The sequence below is a fragment of the Neisseria sp. CP9 genome (genome assembly GCF_047758525.1).
Taxonomy (GTDB): domain Bacteria; phylum Pseudomonadota; class Gammaproteobacteria; order Burkholderiales; family Neisseriaceae; genus Neisseria.
The window spans coordinates 169,849-189,457 of record NZ_CP180502.1 but is presented as its reverse complement, the minus strand read 5'-3'; the positions used below and the strand labels follow the sequence as shown (position 1 = coordinate 189,457).

Annotated in this window: 18 protein-coding genes and 1 other RNA gene; 7 read left to right on the top strand and 12 right to left on the bottom strand. The window is 52.2% G+C overall.

Annotation, left to right across the window (positions count from 1 at the left end; translation table 11 throughout):
* Positions 1-111: 111 nt before the first annotated feature.
* Positions 112-208, bottom strand: an RNA gene (ffs, locus tag ACMYUL_RS00890) — signal recognition particle sRNA small type.
* A gap of 488 nt (positions 209-696) precedes the next feature.
* On the opposite strand from ffs, the gene ACMYUL_RS00885 reads away from it, so the two are divergent.
* Entirely contained in the window at positions 697-4,530 is a 3,834-nt protein-coding gene (locus ACMYUL_RS00885; protein WP_342031491.1) for an FAD/FMN-binding oxidoreductase, read from the top strand.
* A gap of 288 nt (positions 4,531-4,818) precedes the next feature.
* On the opposite strand, the gene bamC is transcribed toward ACMYUL_RS00885, so the two are convergent.
* Together bamC and dapA are read right to left on the bottom strand one after the other, a co-directional pair.
* Positions 4,819-5,946 (bottom strand): outer membrane protein assembly factor BamC, encoded by a 1,128-nt coding sequence (bamC, locus tag ACMYUL_RS00880; protein ID WP_070514779.1) that lies wholly within the window; start codon positions 5,944-5,946, stop codon positions 4,819-4,821.
* Positions 5,947-6,026: 80 nt separating this feature from the next.
* The gene (dapA, locus tag ACMYUL_RS00875; protein WP_009311445.1) at positions 6,027-6,908 is read right to left on the bottom strand and encodes a 4-hydroxy-tetrahydrodipicolinate synthase; all 882 of its coding nucleotides are present in this window, start codon (positions 6,906-6,908) and stop codon (positions 6,027-6,029) included.
* 379 nt (positions 6,909-7,287) lie between these two features.
* Between dapA and ACMYUL_RS00870 the strand changes: the two genes are divergently transcribed.
* Complete coding sequence (locus ACMYUL_RS00870) at positions 7,288-8,679, top strand: nucleobase:cation symporter-2 family protein (protein ID WP_342031492.1); 1,392 nt, start codon at positions 7,288-7,290, stop codon at positions 8,677-8,679.
* Between the two features lie 105 nt (positions 8,680-8,784).
* Here ACMYUL_RS00870 and ACMYUL_RS00865 read toward each other — a convergent pair whose 3' ends face one another.
* Together ACMYUL_RS00865 and ACMYUL_RS00860 are read right to left on the bottom strand one after the other, a co-directional pair.
* Positions 8,785-9,351 carry a peptidylprolyl isomerase gene (locus tag ACMYUL_RS00865; protein WP_342031493.1) on the bottom strand — a complete coding sequence of 189 codons (567 nt, stop codon included), beginning with the start codon at positions 9,349-9,351 and terminating at the stop codon, positions 8,785-8,787.
* A gap of 148 nt (positions 9,352-9,499) precedes the next feature.
* The gene (locus ACMYUL_RS00860; protein WP_342031494.1) at positions 9,500-10,063 is read right to left on the bottom strand and encodes a YceI family protein; all 564 of its coding nucleotides are present in this window, start codon (positions 10,061-10,063) and stop codon (positions 9,500-9,502) included.
* A gap of 163 nt (positions 10,064-10,226) precedes the next feature.
* On the opposite strand from ACMYUL_RS00860, the gene ACMYUL_RS00855 reads away from it, so the two are divergent.
* Positions 10,227-10,448: a hypothetical protein gene (locus ACMYUL_RS00855; protein WP_342031495.1), complete on the top strand. Its 222-nt coding sequence runs from the start codon at positions 10,227-10,229 to the stop codon at positions 10,446-10,448.
* Between the two features lies 1 nt (position 10,449).
* A complete protein-coding gene (locus ACMYUL_RS00850; protein ID WP_342031496.1) occupies positions 10,450-10,833 on the top strand; it encodes a hypothetical protein in 384 nt (127 codons plus the stop codon).
* A gap of 68 nt (positions 10,834-10,901) precedes the next feature.
* On the opposite strand, the gene leuB is transcribed toward ACMYUL_RS00850, so the two are convergent.
* The 7 genes from leuB to leuC form a co-directional block, all read right to left on the bottom strand.
* Positions 10,902-11,972, bottom strand: coding sequence for a 3-isopropylmalate dehydrogenase (gene leuB, locus ACMYUL_RS00845; protein WP_415771585.1), 1,071 nt, complete (start codon positions 11,970-11,972; stop codon positions 10,902-10,904).
* A gap of 247 nt (positions 11,973-12,219) precedes the next feature.
* Positions 12,220-12,681: a YhcH/YjgK/YiaL family protein gene (locus ACMYUL_RS00840; protein ID WP_415771583.1), complete on the bottom strand. Its 462-nt coding sequence runs from the start codon at positions 12,679-12,681 to the stop codon at positions 12,220-12,222.
* A 35-nt stretch (positions 12,682-12,716) separates the two neighbouring features.
* Positions 12,717-13,442 carry an SH3 domain-containing protein gene (locus ACMYUL_RS00835; RefSeq protein ID WP_415771581.1) on the bottom strand — a complete coding sequence of 242 codons (726 nt, stop codon included), beginning with the start codon at positions 13,440-13,442 and terminating at the stop codon, positions 12,717-12,719.
* Between the two features lie 132 nt (positions 13,443-13,574).
* Complete coding sequence (leuD, locus tag ACMYUL_RS00830; protein WP_415771579.1) at positions 13,575-14,216, bottom strand: 3-isopropylmalate dehydratase small subunit; 642 nt, start codon at positions 14,214-14,216, stop codon at positions 13,575-13,577.
* Positions 14,217-14,271: 55 nt separating this feature from the next.
* Entirely contained in the window at positions 14,272-14,637 is a 366-nt protein-coding gene (locus tag ACMYUL_RS00825; RefSeq protein WP_415771577.1) for a VOC family protein, read from the bottom strand.
* A 110-nt stretch (positions 14,638-14,747) separates the two neighbouring features.
* Positions 14,748-14,969, bottom strand: coding sequence for a hypothetical protein (locus ACMYUL_RS00820; protein ID WP_049224328.1), 222 nt, complete (start codon positions 14,967-14,969; stop codon positions 14,748-14,750).
* Between the two features lie 121 nt (positions 14,970-15,090).
* Positions 15,091-16,500: a 3-isopropylmalate dehydratase large subunit gene (leuC, locus tag ACMYUL_RS00815; RefSeq protein ID WP_003765512.1), complete on the bottom strand. Its 1,410-nt coding sequence runs from the start codon at positions 16,498-16,500 to the stop codon at positions 15,091-15,093.
* Positions 16,501-16,767: 267 nt separating this feature from the next.
* Between leuC and gshA the strand changes: the two genes are divergently transcribed.
* The 3 genes from gshA (at position 16,768) to ACMYUL_RS00800 (ending at position 19,378) form a co-directional block, all read left to right on the top strand.
* The gene (gene gshA / locus ACMYUL_RS00810; RefSeq protein ID WP_342031502.1) at positions 16,768-18,120 is read left to right on the top strand and encodes a glutamate--cysteine ligase; all 1,353 of its coding nucleotides are present in this window, start codon (positions 16,768-16,770) and stop codon (positions 18,118-18,120) included.
* 107 nt (positions 18,121-18,227) lie between these two features.
* The gene (locus ACMYUL_RS00805) at positions 18,228-18,578 is read left to right on the top strand and encodes a helix-turn-helix domain-containing protein (RefSeq protein ID WP_308862247.1); all 351 of its coding nucleotides are present in this window, start codon (positions 18,228-18,230) and stop codon (positions 18,576-18,578) included.
* Positions 18,482-19,378 carry an IS3 family transposase gene (locus ACMYUL_RS00800; RefSeq protein ID WP_415771357.1) on the top strand — a complete coding sequence of 299 codons (897 nt, stop codon included), beginning with the start codon at positions 18,482-18,484 and terminating at the stop codon, positions 19,376-19,378. The genes ACMYUL_RS00805 and ACMYUL_RS00800 overlap by 97 nt, the downstream gene beginning before the upstream one ends.
* The last annotated feature ends 231 nt before the right edge of the window (positions 19,379-19,609 follow it).

Genomic DNA, 19,609 nt, shown 5'->3' with positions numbered 1-19,609 from the left:
GTTTTTAATTAACTATACATTCAATAGATTTTCAGACGACCTTTTCCCCATCCCAGATTCTGCAAAAGCAAAAACACCGAAGACCAATTAATCTTCGGTGTTTTTTAATAGGGTGGCGAGCCAGACCCCCGGCACTGACGCATCGGAGTGGGCTGCTGGCTTCCGCCCCTGACCCGGTGTTCCGAATTACCATGCGGGGAGACCCGCCGTAAGAGAGTGGCATTATAACTGTTTTACGGGAAAACTCAAGCGCGACGGCGTCGAAGGTCGTCTGAAAAGTCTTTTTACCTTTAAATTGTCAACAATATTTGCTTTTTGAAAATTATTCCTATTGAAACATTTTTCGCCTTTTCCGTTGAAAAACATCGGAATTTAAACTACATTATCGCTTTTCCAACGAGTTGTTCTGATTGTTTTGAAAATCATTTTATAGTGGATTAACTTTAAACCAGGACGGCGTTGCCTCGCCTTAGCTCAAAGAGAACGATTCTCTAAGGTGCTGAAGCACCAAGTGAATCGGTTCCGTACTATCTGTACTGTTTGCGGCTTCGTCGCCTTGTCCTGATTTAAAGTTAATCCACTATAACTTCGTTGAAGTTGCGCTTTCAGACGACCTTTTCATAAAAATACGGCGAAATCATGCCGCAGCTTTCCGCAGTTTCGCCGTACCAATAATCATACGGACACACCGCCACCATGACCACGACTACCGCCCCGCAGCGTATTCGGGAAATTCCCTACAACTATACTTCCTACACCGACCGTGAAATCGTCATCCGCCTGTTGGGCGATGAGGCGTGGCAGATTCTGCAGGACTTGCGCGGACAGCGCAGGACGGGGCGTTCGGCGCGGATGCTGTTTGAAGTGTTGGGTGATATTTGGGTGGTCGTGCGCAATCCGTATCTGGTCGATGATTTGCTGGAGCATCCGAAACGCCGCGCCGCGCTGGTGCGTGAAATGCACCACCGTTTGAACGAAATCCGCAAACGCCGCGATGACAATCCGCAAGTCGATGTGTTGATCGCTGCGGCGGAAAAGGCGGTCGAACGTTTTGACGGTAGCTTTGACGAAACGCGCCAAAAGCGGCGGCAGATTTTGGAGCGTTTGAGCAAAATCACCAAGCCGCACAATATTATGTTTGACGGGCTGGCGCGGGTAACGCACGTTACCGATGCGACCGACTGGCGCGTCGAATATCCGTTTGTCGTCGTCAATCCCGATACGGAGGCGGAAGTCGCGCCTTTGGTGCGCGCCTTAATCGAGCTGGATTTGGTCATTATCCCGCGCGGCGGCGGCACGGGTTATACCGGCGGCGCCGTGCCTTTGGATGCAAACAGCGCGGTCATCAATACGGAAAAGCTGGACAAGCATCGCGGCGTCGAATTTGTCGAACTGGCGGGTTTGGACGGCAAATATCCGATTATCCATTGCGGCGCGGGCGTGGTTACGCGGCGGGTGGAAGAAACCGCGCATCAGGCGGGTTTGGTGTTCGCCGTCGATCCGACTTCCGCCGATGCGTCCTGCGTGGGCGGCAATGTAGCGATGAACGCGGGCGGCAAAAAAGCCGTGCTGTGGGGGACGGCGTTGGACAACCTCGCCTACTGGCAGATGGTCAACCCGCAGGGCGAATGGCTGCGCATCGAGCGCGTGCGCCACAATTTCGGCAAAATCCACGACGAAGAAACCGCCGTGTTCGACGTTCACACGCTGGATTCAGACGGCCTCAATATCGTTAAAACCGAACGCTTGGAAATCCCCGGCCACAAATTCCGCAAAGTCGGTTTGGGCAAAGACGTTACCGACAAATTCTTGAGCGGCCTGCCCGGCGTGCAGAAAGAAGGCACGGATGGCATCATCACCAGCGTCGCCTTCGTGTTACATAAAATGCCGAAATACACGCGCACCGTGTGTATGGAGTTTTTCGGCACGGTCGCTACTGCTACACCTTCTATCGTCGAAATCCGCGATTTCCTGCTCGCCCACGACAGCGTGCGGCTGGCGGGTTTGGAACATTTGGACTGGCGTTATGTCCGTGCCGTCGGCTACGCCACCAAAGCGGCAGGTAAGGGGCGGCCGAAAATGGTCTTGCTGGCGGACGTGGTTTCAGACGACGAAGCCGCCGTAGAGGCAGCCGCCGAACACATCTGCGAACTTGCCCGCGCCCGCGACGGCGAAGGCTTTATCGCCGTGTCGCCCGAAGCGCGCAAAACCTTCTGGCTCGACCGCAGCCGCACCGCCGCCATCGCCAAGCACACCAACGCCTTTAAAATCAACGAAGACGTGGTGATTCCGCTGGAACGGCTGGGCGAGTATTCGGACGGTATCGAACGCATCAACATCGAGCTTTCCATCCAAAACAAACTCACCCTCTGCGCCGCATTGGAGCAATATCTTTCCGGCAAACTCCCCATCGACAAAATGGGCACGGATCTGCCGACTGCCGAACTTTTGGGCGAACGCGGCAAACACGCCCTTGCCCACGTTTCCGCCGTCAAAGCGCGTTGGGACTGGTTGCTCGCTAATCTGGATACGCCGCTTGCCGACTACAAAGCCCGCTACGGCGCAACCGTCCATGCCGCGCCCGAAGCCAAAGACGACGAGAGCTGTTTCACCGCATTCCGCGACTTCCGCCTGCGCGTGTCCGTCAAAGAAGACGTAATGAAACCGCTCGCCGAAATCTTCAGCGGCAAAACTGACACCAAAATCATCGAAGGTTTGGGCAAAATCCACGCCAAAACCGTGCGCGGCAGAGTCTTCGTTGCCCTGCACATGCACGCCGGCGACGGCAATGTCCACACCAATATCCCCGTCAATTCAGACGACGCCCAAATGCTTCAGACGGCCTACCGTTCGGTCGAGCGCATCATGAAACTCGCCCGCTCGCTCGGCGGCGTGATTTCCGGCGAACACGGCATCGGCATCACCAAGCTCGAATTTCTGACCGATGAAGATTTGCAGCCGTTTTGGGACTACAAAAACCAAGTCGATCCCAAGCACACCTTCAACCGTCACAAACTGATGAAAGGTTCGGACTTACGCAACGCCTACACGCCGTCCTTCGAGCTTTTGGGCGCGGAATCGCTGATTATGGAAAAATCAGACCTCGGCACCATCGCCGATTCCGTCAAAGACTGCCTGCGCTGCGGCAAATGCAAACCCGTCTGCTCCACCCATGTTCCGCGCGCCAACCTGCTGTACAGTCCGCGCAACAAAATCCTCGGCGTGGGGCTGTTGACCGAAGCATTCTTATACGAAGAGCAAACCCGCCGCGGCGTTTCCATCAAACACTTTGAAGAACTGATGGACATCGGCGACCACTGCACCGTGTGTCACCGCTGCGTCAAACCCTGCCCCGTCAACATCGACTTCGGCGACGTAACCGTAGCCATCCGCAACTACCTTGCCGATTCCGGCCACAAACGCTTTGCACCCGCCGCATCGATGGGCATGGCATTCCTGAACGCCACCGGTCCGAAAACCATCAAAGCCCTGCGCGCTGCCATGATACAGACCGGTTTCCCTGCGCAGAACTTCGCCTACAAAATCGGCAAACTGCTGCCCGTCGGCACTAAAAAACAAAAAGCCGAACCCAAAGCCACCGTCGGCACCGCTCCGGTCAAAGAACAAATCATCCACTTCATCAACCGTCCTTTGCCCAAAAGCGTGCCTGCCAAAACACCGCGTTCCATGCTCGGCATCGAAGACGACAAAAGCATCCCCATCATCCGCAATCCCGCCGCGCCGGAAGATGCCGAAGCCGTGTTCTACTTCCCCGGCTGCGGTTCCGAACGCCTGTTCAGCCAAATCGGACTCGCCGTTCAAGCCATGCTCTGGCACGTCGGTGTACAAACCGTCCTGCCGCCCGGCTATATGTGTTGCGGCTATCCGCAGGACGCGGGCGGCAACAAGGCAAAAGCCGAGCAGATGAGTACCAACAACCGCGTCGCCTTCCACCGCATGGCGAACACCCTCAACTACCTCGACATCAAAACCGTCGTCGTCAGTTGCGGTACCTGCTACGACCAGCTCGAAAAATACCGCTTCGAAGAAATCTTCCCCGGCTGCCGCATCATCGACATCCACGAATACCTGCTCGAAAAAGGTGTGAAACTGAACGGCGTAAAAGGTCAGCAATACCTCTACCACGACCCCTGCCACACGCCCATCAAAACCATGAACGCCACCCAAATGGCAAGCAGCCTCATGGGGCAGAAAGTCGTCTTAAGCGACCGCTGCTGCGGCGAATCCGGCATGTTCGCCGTCAAACGCCCCGACATCGCCACCCAAGTCAAATTCCGCAAACAGGAAGAAATCGAGAAAAACCTCAAAGAGCTGCCGCAGGGCGAACCCGTCAAAATGCTCACCTCCTGCCCGGCGTGTCTGCAAGGCCTGAGCCGCTACGTCGACGACAACGACATGCCTGCCGACTACATCGTTATCGAAATGGCGAAACATATCCTCGGCGAAAACTGGCTGGACGAGTTTGTGAAAAAAGCCAACAACGGCGGCGTAGAGAAAGTGTTGCTGTAAGGCTTGTATGGTTTTCAGACGACCCCTACGTTTTAAACAGATGAAAACAGTTTGAATGGCACCGTGACGGCTGTACCCTCCAGCCGTCATGGTGCATTTTTATAGTGGATTAACTTTAAACCGGTACGGCATTGCCTCGCCTCGCCTTGCCGTACTATCTGTACTGTCTTCGGCTTCGTCGCCTTGTCCTGATTTAAATTTAATCCACTATAAAACCGATTCAAAGAAAAAGGTCGTCTGAAAACCATGTTTCAGGTTTTCAGACGACCTTTTGTCATACCGGATTGCTTAACGCAGCTCTGTGTGCAGGCGGCTGAGGAGCGTAGAGGCATCGCTGCCTTTGTACGCGCTGCCGTCTTTATTCAAGAGGCTGATGCGTGAACCGCCGTTGACAGGTTCAACGAATACGATGATTTCGGGATAGGCGGCAGGTTTTTCGGCTTTTTTACCTTTGCCCAACATACGGCCGAAGAAGCCCGGTTTTTTCGTGGAAACGGCTTCACTTTCGGTAGGTGCTTGTTGAACCAAGAAAGCGTGGCGTTCCATGTTTTGACCCAAGACGTTCAAGCCGATGCGGTCGAGGGCGAGCGCGGTGCGGCGCCAGTTGCGGCCGTAGTCGCCGGAGACGAGCAGGGTGTTGCCGTCGATTCGAGCCAAATCGTTGCCGCTGCGTTTGGCAACGCTTTGGGTCAGCGCGTTTTCAGCTTGTTGCTGGTCAACGCCCAAGTATTGCATGAAGCGTGCGAGGAAGGCGGCTTCAAGATTTGGGTCGTTGGCGGCAGGCTGCCACATGGTCGTGTCTTTTTTCTTGTCGGCGTAAACTTCTTTCATGCCTTTGTGGGCAAAGAAGATGTCGGTTGTACCGTTTCTGCCTTGTTCGATGCGGATGATGAATTTATCGCGCTCGCTGGTGGAATAGACACCGCCCATACCGACTTTGTCCAGGAGGCGGCGCAGACCGTCTTGCGGGATTTTGGCGCGGTTTTCGGCCCATTCGGTTTCCATTTGACCGATGCCGGGTTCTTCGGATTTGATGTCGAAGCCGTTTTCTTGCCAGAATGCTTTCAACAGAGGCCAAATTTCGGCAGGGGATTTGCCTTGGACTTCAACCCAGCGTTGGTTGCCGTCACGCTCCAAACGGACGCCTTTGACGGATTTGAGGACTTCAGAATTGGCGGCTTGTTGGGTTGCCGATGTGCGGCGGCTCAAATCGCTGGCGCGGACGGCACCGCTGCCGGCGGGTACTTGATAGAGGTTGCCTTGATCGGGATTGTTCAAATCAGGCGGTACTTCTAATTTGACGATTTTTCGGGTCTGGGTTTGGTAATCCAGCTTGGGCAGGTCTTTTTTGTTGCCCGAACAAGCGGTCATACTGATCAGGGCGATTGCTACGACGACAGGTTTCATATAGGTCATATTGGTTTCCTGTGGGATGTGATGGGTTAACGGCAGGTCGTCTGAAAACTTGGAAACGGTTTTCAGACGACCTTTGCGGTTTATGCGGTGAGTTGTCCGGATTCTTGCAATGCGGCGCGGACTTTTGCCTGTCCGGCTTCGGTCAGGGAAACGAGCGGCAGGCGGACATAAGGTTCGCATTTGCCCAACGCGGATACGCCCCATTTGGGCGCGGCAGGGCTTGGTTCGCAGAACATAGTGTTATAAATCGGAATCAGGCGGTCATTTAATTGACGAGCGGTCGCAATATCTCCTGCAAGGGCGGCGCGGCACATGTCGGCGAAGAGTTTGGGGGCGACATTGGCGGCAACAGTGATGACGCCGTGTCCGCCGCAGAGCATGAAGGGCAGACCGGTTGGGTCGTCGCCGGAAAGGATGGTGAAGCCTTCTGGTGCGTGTTTGATCAGTTCGAGATTGTTGCCGATATTGCCGCTGGCTTCTTTGACGCCGACGATATTCGGGATTTTGGCAAGGCGCAGGATGGTGTCGTTGGTCATGCTGACGACGGTGCGGCCGGGTACGTTGTAGATAATCATCGGAATCGAAGTGGCTTCGGCGATGGTTTTGAAATGTTGGTAAATGCCTTCTTGGGAGGGCTTGTTGTAATAGGGGACGACGGAAAGGGTGTAGTCTGCGCCGGCTTTTTCGGCGGCGCGGGAGAGTGCGATGGCTTCAAGGGTGTTGTTGGCGCCGGTGCCGGCGATAACGGGAACGCGTTTGTTGACGTGTTTGACCGTTTCTTCGATTACGCTTAAATGTTCTTCGACGGAGAGGGTGGCGGATTCGCCTGTCGTGCCGACGGCGACGATGCCGTCAGTACCGCTTTCGATGTGCCAATCGATCAGATCGCGGAGTTGTTCGTAATGGATGCTGCCGTCTTGATTCATGGGTGTAATCAGGGCAACCAAGCTACCTTGTAACATACGGAAACCTTTTTATTCATTGTGTGAGGTCGATTATGCTTGGGATTGTAGCTTACTTTGTTGTTTGTGTGAAACATATCGGCCGGGCGGTTGGTTTGGAAGCTTAAGGGCTATCATATCTTAATAAATAATATTTTTTATAATCATAAAATTATTGGTTTTTGGCGGTGGAAGTGCTGTCAAGAATTAAAATGTGTTAAGCGTATGAAGGCTGCCTGAAAATGAGGGATTGCCTAGAGCGGAAATTCAAAGAAATTTGAGTTTGGGCAACTGAAGATGTTTTTGCGCTGGAGTATTTGAATTGATAAGGAATCTTTGATTCGCTACAATTTCGTTTCTTAAAAATTTTTAACGCTTCACGGCGGACAGGAAGACTGCAATGGCTGGAACAATGAAAAAACAGGCGGATTCACCCGATTTGGTGTACGGTTTGGAAGACAAACCGCCATTCGGAAATGCCTTATTAAGCGCGATAACGCATCTTCTGGCGATTTTTGTGCCGATGATTACGCCCGCGCTGATTGTGGGCGGCGCGCTGGAATTGCCGGTGGAGATGACGGCGTATCTCGTGTCGATGGCGATGGTTGCGTCGGGTGTCGGCACTTATTTGCAGGTCAACCGCTTCGGGCCGGTCGGTTCGGGGATGCTGTCTATCCAGTCGGTGAATTTCTCGTTCGTTACCGTCATGATTGCGCTGGGCGCGGGGATGAAAGAGGGCGGTTTGACCAAGGATGCGATGATTTCGACGCTGCTGGGCGTATCGTTTGTCGGCGCGTTTTTGGTGTGTTTCTCGGCGTGGCTTCTGCCGTATTTGAAAAAAGTGATTACGCCTACGGTCAGCGGCGTGGTTGTGATGCTGATTGGTCTGAGTTTGGTACACGTCGGCATTACCGATTTCGGCGGCGGCTTCGGCGCGAAGGCGAACGGCACGTTCGGCTCGATGGAAAACTTGGGGCTGGCGTCGCTGGTGTTGCTGATTGTGTTGATATTCAACTGCATGAAAAATCCGCTGCTGCGTATGAGCGGCATCGCAGTCGGGTTGATTGTCGGCTACATCGTCGCGCTGTTTTTGGGCAAGGTGGATTTTTCCGCGCTGCAAAACCTGCCGTTGGTTACGCTGCCCGTACCGTTTAAATATGGTTTTGCTTTTGACTGGCACGCATTTATTGTGGCGGGTGCGATTTTCCTGTTGAGCGTGTTTGAGGCGGTCGGCGATTTGACCGCGACGGCAATGGTATCCGACCAGCCGATTGAAGGCGAGGAATACACCAAACGCTTGCGCGGCGGCGTATTGGCGGACGGCTTGGTATCGGTAATTGCGACGGCTTTGGGTTCGCTGCCTCTGACCACCTTCGCGCAAAACAACGGCGTGATTCAGATGACCGGCGTGGCTTCGCGCCATGTGGGCAAATATATTGCCGTGATTTTGGTGTTGCTGGGTTTGTTCCCCGTGGTCGGACGCGCGTTTACGACGATTCCGAGTCCGGTTTTAGGCGGTGCGATGGTTTTGATGTTCGGCTTGATTGCGATTGCGGGCGTGCGGATTTTGGTCAGTCACGGTATCCGCAGACGCGAGGCGGTAATTGCGGCAACGTCGGTCGGTCTGGGCTTGGGCGTGGCGTTTGAGCCGGAAGTGTTTAAGAACCTGCCTGTCTTGTTTCAAAACTCCATTTCCGCCGGCGGCATCACGGCAGTTATCCTGAACCTGCTTTTGCCGGAGGATAAAACCGACAAAGTCGTCGAAATCAATATCGAGGGGCTGGAGCATTAAGTTTCAAACGTAAACGAAAGGTCGTCTGAAAATTTGATTTTCAGACGACCTTTTCTATCGGGTTTGGATTGAAACCGTATTCTGTCGAAGAAGTCGGTTTACGATTTATTTGCCGATGGTTACACGCTTGATGATGACCGGTTTGACGGGGACGTTTTGGTGGAAGCCGCGTGTTGCAGTCGGGGTTTTGCTGATTTGCTGCACGACATCCATGCCCGAAGTCACTTTGCCGAAGACGGCATAGCCGTAGCCTTGCGGGGTTTTGTTTTTGAAGTCGAGGAATGCGTTGTCGGCAGTGTTGATGAAGAACTGGCTGGTGGCGGAATTAGGATCGCCGGTACGCGCCATGGCGATGGTGCCGACGGTGTTTTTCAAGCCGTTGTCCGCTTCGTTGTTGATGGCTTTGTCGGTGGCTTTTTGGGCAAGATCAGGGGTAAAGCCGCCACCTTGAATCATGAAGCCGTCGATAACGCGGTGGAAGACGGTGTTGTCGTAAAAGCCTTTGCGGGCGTAGTTGACGAAGTTGGCGACGGTTTTCGGTGCTTTGGTTTCGTCGAGCGACAGGCTGATGTTGCCCATATTGGTTTCGATGACGGCGTGTGTCTCGGCTTGGGCGTTGAAGGCTGCGGCAAGGGCAAGGGCGGCGAAAGTGAGTTTAAGGGTTTTGTTCATTGGAGTGTTTCTCGTAGTGTGAAAATTAAACGTTATTATCGCGGATTTTATGTGAAATCTCTAAAAGGCGTTGTGAAATATTTTAAGGTCGTCTGAAAACGGATACAGCGAACTTCGTTTCAGACGACCTTTTGTGTTGCGCCGCGGCTTATTGTTTGGCGGCTTCAAGTTGGATGTCGATGCGGACGGTTTTGGTCATGCCTGCATCAACCAGATAGTTCACGCCCCATTTGGTGCGGTCGATGGTGGTGCTGAAGTCGCCGCCGCAAACTTCGGTTTTCGCCATCGGGCTTTGGTAGCAGTTGAATTTTTCGGCTTTGAGTTTGACGGGGGCGGTTTTGCCGTGCATGGTCAGATTGCCGTCAACGGAGAGCAGTTTTTTGCCGTTGAAGTTGAATTTGGTGGAAACAAAGCGGATGTTCGGATATTTGGCGGCATCAAAGATGTCGGCGGATTTCAGGTGGTCGGTGAAGTGTTGCGAACCGCTTTGCAGGTTGGCAACGGGAATGGTAATGTCGATTTTGCCGGTGCGTTTTGCTTGATCGAAATCGACGGAGCCGGTCAGACCGTAGAAACCGCCGATGTTGGTGCTGGTGTTGAAGTGGTCGATGGCAAAACGGGCGTTGGCGTGGTGTTCGTCCACTTTGTAAGTGGCGGCGGAGGCAGTACCGATGGCTGTTGCTGCGAGTGCGGCGAAGATGATTTTTTTCATGATTCTTGTCCTTTGTATGAGGTTGTAAAGACGTTTATCTTAACATAGGAAAGAATGCATATCATTTCTTAAGGGTGAATGGTGGATTTACTTGGATTTGATGATGGGGTCGTCTGAAAACTGAGAAGAGCAATATTAAGGCAACCCTAGACTTCTTGAAGATTTGCTAGAATTACATCCTGGTGATTTAGGTAATACACCTGTGACAATAGAAATTCCTTATGATTCAATTAAAAATTTGAAAGTTCCAAGTGGTAACGAAGCGTCAGCTTTTAAAGGATATTGGAAACCAGGTGGCCGCACTTATCCAGGCGATATGCCCGAAGCAGTCATTGATGAGGTGCCTTGGGGACAATTTACAATTAGAAAATTAGGTGATAATTAAAATGGGCTTAACAAAAATAGCATGGGAAGAATATGAGAACTTTAAGGAAGTCCATACGCCAGACAATCTTTATATTCGGGAGCATGATGGAAAATACTATACGTTTTTTGAACTTGGTATTGCTTCTGTGAGGCGAGTTTTTGAAATAAACACCACGGATTTCGAAGCATATCTATCCGGGGAACGCTCAGGGAATGATTTGTTATTTAAAGCTCAGAATGATTTTTGGCCACCGAATGTGACACAATTAGAAGCGGATAAAAATTTTTGGCGGCAATATCCAGAAGCTTTAACGGTAAATCCTGAAGCACAAGGTTTATTCACAAAGACTGAACTAAAGGCAATATTGCCAGAAGGAGCTAAAATTTTGGCAAGTAGTGATTAAAACTTCTGTTATTAAAGTTAATGAAAAAAGCGCGGAATTATCCGCGCTTTTGGTTTTCAGACGACCTTTTACAAGGCGGCGAGTACGGCGTCGCCCATTTCGGAGCAGGAAACGAGTTTTGTGCCTTCTTCGTAAATGTCGCCGGTGCGCAAGCCTTGTTGCAGCACTTTTTGGACGGCGCTTTCGACTTGTTGCGCGCGGGTTTCGTCGTTCAGGCTGTAACGCAGCAGCATGGTAAGCGAGAGGATGGTGGCCAGCGGGTTGGCTTTGTTTTGTCCGGCGATGTCAGGGGCGGAGCCGTGTGACGGTTCGTACAGGCCTTTGCCGTTTTCGTCCAGCGAGGCGGAGGGCAGCATGCCGATGGAGCCGGTCAGCATGGAGGCTTCGTCGGAGAGGATGTCGCCGAAGATGTTGCCGGTGGCGATGACGTCGAATTGTTTGGGCGCGCGCACGAGCTGCATGGCGGCGTTGTCCACATACATGTGGGAGAGTTCGACGTCGGGGTATTGTTTGCCGATTTCTTCAAAGATTTCGCGCCACAGTTCGGTGGTTTCCAAGACGTTGGCTTTGCCGACGGAGCAGACTTTTTTGCTGCGTTTTTGGGCGGATTGGAAGGCGACGTGGGCGATGCGGCGGATTTCGCTTTCGCTGTATTTCATGGTGTTGTAGCCTTCGCGTTCGCCGTTTTCCAAAACGCGGATGCCGCGCGGTTCGCCGAAGTAGATGTCGCCGGTGAGTTCGCGCACGATGAGGATGTCGAGGCCTGCGACGATTTCGGGTTTGAGCGTGGAGGCGTTGGCAAGCTCGGGATAGAGGATGGCGGGGCGCAGGTTGGCAAACAGGTTCAGGTCTTTGCGGATTGCCAATAGGCCGCGTTCGGGGCGCAGCGGGCGGTCGAGGTTATCGTATTGCGGGCTGCCGACTGCGCCGAGCAGGACGGCATCGGCTTTGCGGCAGAGGTTTTGCGTGAATTCGGGATAGGGATGGCCGTATTCGTCGTAGGCTTCGCCGCCTAGTGGGGCGTATTCGTAGCCGGCGTCCAAGCCTTGGGCGATGAGTTTGTCGAGTACGCGGACGGTTTCGGCGACGATTTCGGGGCCGATGCCGTCGCCTCGGAGGATGGCGATATGTTTGGTCATGGCAAAATCCTTATGAGGGTTTGGAAAAGGGGAAGGTCGTCTGAAAACGGCGATGTGTTTTCCATTTGTAAGAATGGTGTTTTCAGACGACCTTTTGTGTCTGTTTGCAGGTCGGTTTGCTTAAACGAGGCTGATTGTACCATTGCGGCATCGAGAAAGCTGCGTGGAAATCATGCAGGCAGATTTTTCAGGAACGCAATGAGCAATGTAGCCGAGTTTTACAGTATTGGCGAAGAATTGAAGGGAATCAGTAACGTTCGGTTTCGATGCGGATTTTAAATACGGCTTTGCGTATGGACTTTTCTTCGCCCACCAATGGGGCGTGCGCGTCGTTGGTAAAGAAGAGGGCGAACTCGCCCGGTTGGAGCGTGAGCCAGGTTTCCGGTTCGCAGTCGAAAAATTCGATGTCGCGCTTTTCGTCGTAGCCCAAACCGTTTTTCAGACGACCTCTGTCTATCCAGCCGTAGGTTTCTTCCTCGCTGATGGGGACTTGGATGTCGATATGTTTCAAATGCGCTTCCGGCTTGGCATCGGCTTTGCTCCTCATCGGTTCGCTGCCGATAAAGAGGCGGATGTTTGGATTTTCACACGGCACTTGGCCGTCAGGCAGGGCGGCGAAATCCAGCGTTTGCAACAGCCGGACGGCGTCGGCGAAGTCGGGGTGCAGTGCGGCGTAGCGGGTGGCATTGCTGATGATGTCGGTAATCATGTTTTGCAGAAAGAGATAAAAAGGCCGTCTGAAAATTAAACCTCAGGGTGTAGCGAAGCCAATACGTTCTTCAAGATGCCTTGCCGGAAGACAAATAAGACTTCAGTATAGGCGGCACCATCTCCGATGACGGTCGTTAAGAAAAGGGTATCGTCTTTAGCGCGGTAGTAACAGTGGCTCAGTTGTGTATTATCGCCTGCCTTTTCAAAATATGGGTCGAACAGGTGGTCATATTGGGCTCGGGGAGCGATTTGTGTTTTACCGTTGCGGAAAAAGGCAATTTCACGATAGTGGCTGAATGGAATTGTACCGTCAGTGCCGAACATTTCTTTTCCGCGATAATGGGAAAGTCCGTATTGATCGTGTGTAAACAGATGTTTTTCTTTCTTATAGTTGAAACGTTCCGATTTAATGCGCACGCCCATACCGTTTTTTTGGCAGGTAAAGCCGTCGGCAGTGGCCGTAACGGGGATGCTTTCATAACGCGACAACGGAATCAGTCGCGAAGTATGCACCCAGCCATCTAGCTTTTTTTTGCCGCGCAAATCGTAGGTCATCTGCCAACCGTGTTCTAAATGAAGCTTTCCGTCCATCTCGGGGGTATAAACATGGGTACCGTTTGGAATTTTGGTCAGGATTCGGCTTTGGGTGTTCGGTTTTTCGCGTAAGTTGCTGTATCCGTCAGGATCTTGAATTTCTGAGAATTCCGCATGTGCGGCGAGGCTGATAAAAAGTATAGGGAGCAGGATAATTTTTTTCATGGTGTTGTGTGTGTGAAATTGTTGGGTATGTTTTTCAAATATGATGGTAAAGAGTAACGACCTGATTGTGTGTTAATAAAAGAGGTCGTCTGAAAATTCGTTACGCTCGTTTTCAGACGACCTCATCGTTTATCAACCGTTAAACAGCCAAGGCTGGCTTTGGCGGCGTTTTTCTTCGAAATCGCGGATTTCGTCGGCGTGTTGCAGGGTTAAGCCGATTTCGTCCAAACCGTTTAAGAGGCAGTGTTTGCGGTGCTCGGTAATGTCGAATTTGAACGTTTCGCCGCTAGGCGTGGTTAAGGTTTGCTCGGCAAGGTCGATGGAAAGCTGATAGCCTTCGTTGGCTTCGACTTCTTTGAAAAGCTGATCAACTTGTTCTTCGGTCAACACGATGGGCAGGAGGCCGTTTTTGTAGCAGTTGTTGAAGAAGATATCGGCGAAGCTGGGGGCGATAACGGCACGGAAGCCGTAGTCGTCCAATGCCCAAGGGGCGTGTTCGCGCGAGGAGCCGCAGCCGAAGTTTTTGCGCGTCAACAGGATTTGCGCGCCTTGGTAACGCGGCTGGTTCAGAGAAAAATCGGGGTTCAGCGGGCGTTTGCTGTTGTCCATGCCCGGTTCGCCGTGGTCGAGATAACGCCATTCGTCAAAGGCATTGGGGCCGAAGCCGCTTCGTTTGATGGATTTTAAAAATTGTTTGGGGATGATGGCGTCGGTATCGACGTTGCTGCGGTCGAGCGGGGCGACGATGGCGTTGATTTTGGTAAAGGCTTTCATGTCAGGTTCTTATAGGAATAATGTGAAAAAAATGATAGTTGTTTGGCGGGTTGGATTAACGTGTGCTGTGCAAACCGATTCGGTTGCCTTCGGTATCTTCGATAAAGGCGGCAAAGCCGTTGGCGATGGGGAATTTTCCCTGCAACAATTTTCCGCCTGCTGAAACGGCTTTTTCTGCGGTCTCGGCACAATCCGGACAATTGAAGAAAATGGTTGTACCGCCGTGACCGGGTTGGGCGTTGCTGTCGTGCCAAATCATGCCGGCAGTACCGTGTTGCGTGTAATCGGCAGGAAAAATGATGAAACGGAAGCCGTTACCGCCGATATCTTGCAAAGGTTTGCCGAAGACAGATTCGTAAAACGCTTTGGCTCGATCCAAATCTTGGGCGTGAATACCAAACCAGCTTGACGGATTGCTCATGGTTTCTTCCTTTTTATGAGATGCTGAATATTTCTGGATGCCTTATTGATGTAGGGTAAGAGGTCGTCTGAAAAAAGGTTTGGATTTTTCAGACGACCTTGGTTGCCGGTTTATTCGGTAGCGGCTTCAAGTTTTTCGCCGACATGAGTCATGCCGCGACCTACGGCATTGCCGCCTTTTTTAACGGCTTCCTCAGTCTTGTCGGCTACATGACCGGCGGTTTCTTTGGTTTTATCCCAGTTGCGGCTGGTATCATCTTTTGCTCCGGACCATGTGCTGGAACAGGCAGACAAGATGAAAGCTGCGGCAGCCAATGCAAAAAGTTTTTTCATAATGGATTCCTTTCAAGTGATAAATGATTGAAAAGGTTTCAGACGTTTTGCGCAACGATAGGGAGATTTGCTTGAGCAACGTGTTTTCAGACGACCTTTATTGATGAGGTCGTCTGAAAGATTATGCCATAGTACGGATGTCGGTAAATTTACCGTTTACCGCGGCGGCGGCAGCCATAGCGGGGCTGACCAAGTGCGTGCGCCCGCCGTTGCCTTGCCGGCCTTCGAAGTTACGGTTGGAGGTGGAGGCGCAGCGTTGGCCCGGAGTGAGGCGGTCGGCGTTCATGGCGAGGCACATCGAGCAGCCTGGTTCGCGCCATTCGAAACCGGCGTCGATGAAGATTTTGTCCAAGCCTTCTTGTTCCGCCTGCCGTTTAACCAAGCCGGAGCCGGGAACGATTAACACGCGCTGTACGTTGTCGGCTTTTTTACGGCCTTTAGCGACGGCGGCGGCTTCGCGCAAATCTTCGATGCGGCTGTTGGTGCAGGAGCCGATGAATACGATGTCGACGGGGATTTCGTTCAGCGGCGTGCCGGCTTCCAAACCCATGTATTCGAGGGCGCGCTCCATGCCGCTGCGTTTGACGGGATCAGTTTCTTCGGCAGGATTCGGTACTTTGCCGCTGATGTCCAAAACCATTTCAGGCGATGTGCCCCATGTTACTTGTGGTTCGATGTCTTCGGCTTTGAAACGGTATTCTTTGTCGAATACCGCGCCTTCGTCGGAAACCAGCGTGCGCCAGTATTCGACGGCTTTGTCCCATGCTTCGCCTTTGGGTGCGAAGGGTTTGTCTTTGACATAGTCGATGGTGGTTTGATCGACGGCAACCATGCCGGAGCGCGCTCCTGCTTCAATCGCCATGTTGCACAGGGTCATGCGGCCTTCCATCGAAAGGCTGCGGATGGCTTCGCCGCCGAACTCAATGGCATAGCCCGTACCGCCTGCCGTACCGATTTGTCCGATGATGTAGAGGGCGACGTCTTTGGCGGTAACGCCCGGTTTCAGACGACCTTCAACGGCAATCAGCATGGATTTGGATTTTTTCGCGGTAATACACTGGGTCGCCATAGTGTGTTCGACTTCGGAAGTGCCGATACCGTGTGCCAGCGCGCCGAATGCGCCGTGGGTAGAGGTGTGCGAGTCGCCGCAGACGACGGTCATGCCGGGCAGGGTTGCGCCTTGCTCCGGACCCATAACATGAACGATGCCCTGACCTTTATCCATGAACGGGAAGTAGGCGAGTGCGCCGAACTCTTTGATATTTTTGTCTAAAGTATCGACTTGCAGCTTGGAAATCGGATCTTGGATGCCTTTGTCCCAATCGCCGGTCGGGGTGTTGTGGTCGGCGGTGGAGACGACGCTATCGATACGCCACAGCTTGCGTCCCGCCATTTTCAGGCCTTCAAATGCTTGCGGGCTGGTGACTTCGTGCACTAAATGGCGGTCGATATAGAGCAGGACAGTGCCGTCTTCTTCTTCGCGGACGACGTGGCTGTTCCAGAGTTTGTCGTAGAGGGTTTGTGCGCTCATGATGGGTTATCTTTGCTTATTAATAATAGGAGTAGATGGTTTGTTTTAATGGGCGGATTTTAGGCTTTTTATAGGGGTAGTGCAATAGAAACTTGTCTAATTTCTACATTTTCACATAAAAATCTAAAAATAACTTTCAAAAATTAGACAAATTGTAGAATTGTTGACAAAAAGAGGTATTTTATTTGAAACAATGCTTGTCGTACCGCCTAAAAAAGCACTATCATTTCCATCCGTATCCTACATCCGACAACAGAGGTATAGAGAATGAAATTACCGGTTATGGCTGCCGAACATCTGTCGCAACTTCAGGCGTTTGAAGCGAAAATCTTGTGCAACCACGCCAAAATCGAAGCATGGTTCCGTTCGCAATGGAACGCGCACCGCCCGCCATTTTACGGTTCGGTCGACATCCGCAATGCCGGTTACAAAATTTCATCTATTGATATGAACTTGTTTCCTGGCGGTTTCAACAACCTGAATCCGAATTTCATCCCGCTGGCGGCAGTGGCGGCTCAAGATGCGGTACAACGCGCTTGCGAAACGGCAAAATCCGTATTGATTATTCCCGAAAACCATACCCGCAACACATTCTACCTGCAAAACGTTTACGCACTCAGCGAGATTTTGCGCTCGGCAGGGTATGAAGTCCGTTTGGGCAGCCTGAATCCGGAAGTTACCGAACCGACCGAATTTGAAACCGCGTTGGGCGATAAAATCCTGCTGGAGCCCTTATTGCGTACCCGCGAGCGCGTCCATCTTGCAGACGGTTTCTCGCCTTGCGTCGTCTTGTTGAACAACGACTTGTCCGCGGGCGTTCCCGACATTCTCAAAGGCATCAACCAAACCGTATTGCCTCCGCTGCACGGCGGTTGGACGACGCGCCGCAAAACAGAGCATTTCAGCGCATACAACCAAGTCGCCGCCGAATTTGCCAAGCTGATTGACATCGACGAATGGCAGATTAACCCGTATTTTGAAAAAATCGGCGGTTTGGACTTCCAAGAGCGCGAAGGTGAAGATGCGTTGGCGGAAGCGGTAGAACGCGTGCTGGCAAAAATTCAAGCCAAATACGACGAATTGGGCATTACCGACCGGCCTTTCGTGATTGTCAAAGCCGACGCAGGTACTTATGGCATGGGCGTGATGAGCGTCAAATCCGCCGACGAAGTGCGCGGATTGAACCGCAAAAACCGCAACAAAATGGCGAAGGTGAAAGAAGGCTTGGAAGTCAGCGAAGTGATTGTCCAAGAAGGCATTTATACCTATGAAACCATGAATGGCGCCGTGTGCGAACCCGTTGTTTATATGATGGACCGTTTCGTTATCGGCGGCTTTTTCCGCGTACACGAAGGGCGTGGTGCGGACGAAAACCTCAACGCCGGCGGTATGGTGTTCGTTCCGTTGTCGAACAGTATCCCCACCGGCAGCGGCGACAACTCTCAAGAAGCCCCCGAAGCCTGCAAACGCGTATTCGAACAATGGGACTCGCTCGGCATGCTGCGCTCCGAGAAAGACTGTGATGTGGACAACGAACACAACCGCCTCTACGTTTACGGCGTGATGGCGCGACTGTCGCTGCTTGCCGCCGCGCTTGAGTTGGAACAAACCGCTCCGTAAATGATTACTTAAAATAGTAAAAGGTCGTCTGAAAATCATAGTTTAAGTTTGAACTGCACCCCAAAAGTTGGACATCCCCCCTCCAACTCACAAGGTGCAGTTTTTTTATGAGCAAATATACATTACACTTCAAATACCAAGCCGTACTTCACTACCTGCATATACGCAGCCAACAGCGTACTGCAGACCACTACGGCATTTCCCGAACCCACCTGAGACGATGGATACGCGCCTATCAAGAAGGCGGCATCGGCGCACTCGAACATCCCCAATCCAAAACCATGACCGACCACCGCAAAAACCCCTTCATCGCAGATAAACCCGACCAAGAAAAAACACAGGCAGAGCTTATTGAAGAGTTGTGCTATATGCGCGCAGAGGTCGCCTACCTAAAGGAGTTAAAAGCCCTCAGCCAAAAGCGGACCGAAAAGGACAAAGCCAAACCGTCCAAACACTGAGGGCGCAACACCCGCTCAAATACCTGCTGCACATCGCAAACCTGCCCAAAAGCAGCTTTTACTACCACCACCAAGACCGACCCGACCCCGACGAAGCCGACAAAGCCCTCCTCGTCGAAACCTACCGGCGGCATAAAGGACGCTACGGGCAAAGGCGCATTGCCGCAGCATTGGGTTGGAACCGCAAAAAAGCGGCGCGGTTGATGAAACAGATGGGGCTGAAAGCCCTCATACGGGCGAAAAAAGCCTACCGCCATCCCGCCATGGGCGAGATATCGGAACACCTCCTCAAACGCCGGTTCAAAGCCCGAAAGCCCAACGAAAAATGGCTGACCGACGTGACCGAACTCAAAGGGAGCGACGGCAAACTGTACCTCTCGCCGATATTGGACCTGTTCAACCGCGAGATCGTCGCCTACGCCATGAGCCGCAGAGCCGACAGTGAAATGGTGAAGGAAATGCTCGAAAAAGCCGCACCCCGTCTAACTGATAAAGGAACGATGCTTCATTCCGACCAAGGCGTGCTGTACCGTACGGCGGGGTATAGGGAATTGCTTGCGGAGCATTCCATGGTTCAAAGCATGTCGCGAAAGGCGAACTGCTGGGACAATGCGCCGATGGAAAGCTTCTTTGCGGTGTTGAAGACGGAGTGTTTCTATAACGCAGGTGAATTGACGGTGGACGAATTGATGAAGCAGATAGATGACTATATGGATTACTACAACCGGGAGCGTTGCAGTTTGAAATTGAAAAAGCTGAGTCCTGTCGCATACAGAACCCAGCTTACACAGAGCGCCTGAAAAGGCTTTTATGAGTGTCCAAGATTTGGGGGCCAGTTCAGTTTTCAGACGACCTTTTTATGTGGGCAGGTAGGAATAGCAGGTAACCATTAAAGCAACAAGCCGCGGACGGTACGGGAGTACGGCAGCTATGGCAAAAAATCAGTTTATTCGCCATATGATTCGAAAGGGATGCAAAAAGCCCGAAAAGCACGGTTTTATGCTAAAATTCCCATCTATTTTTGCCATACG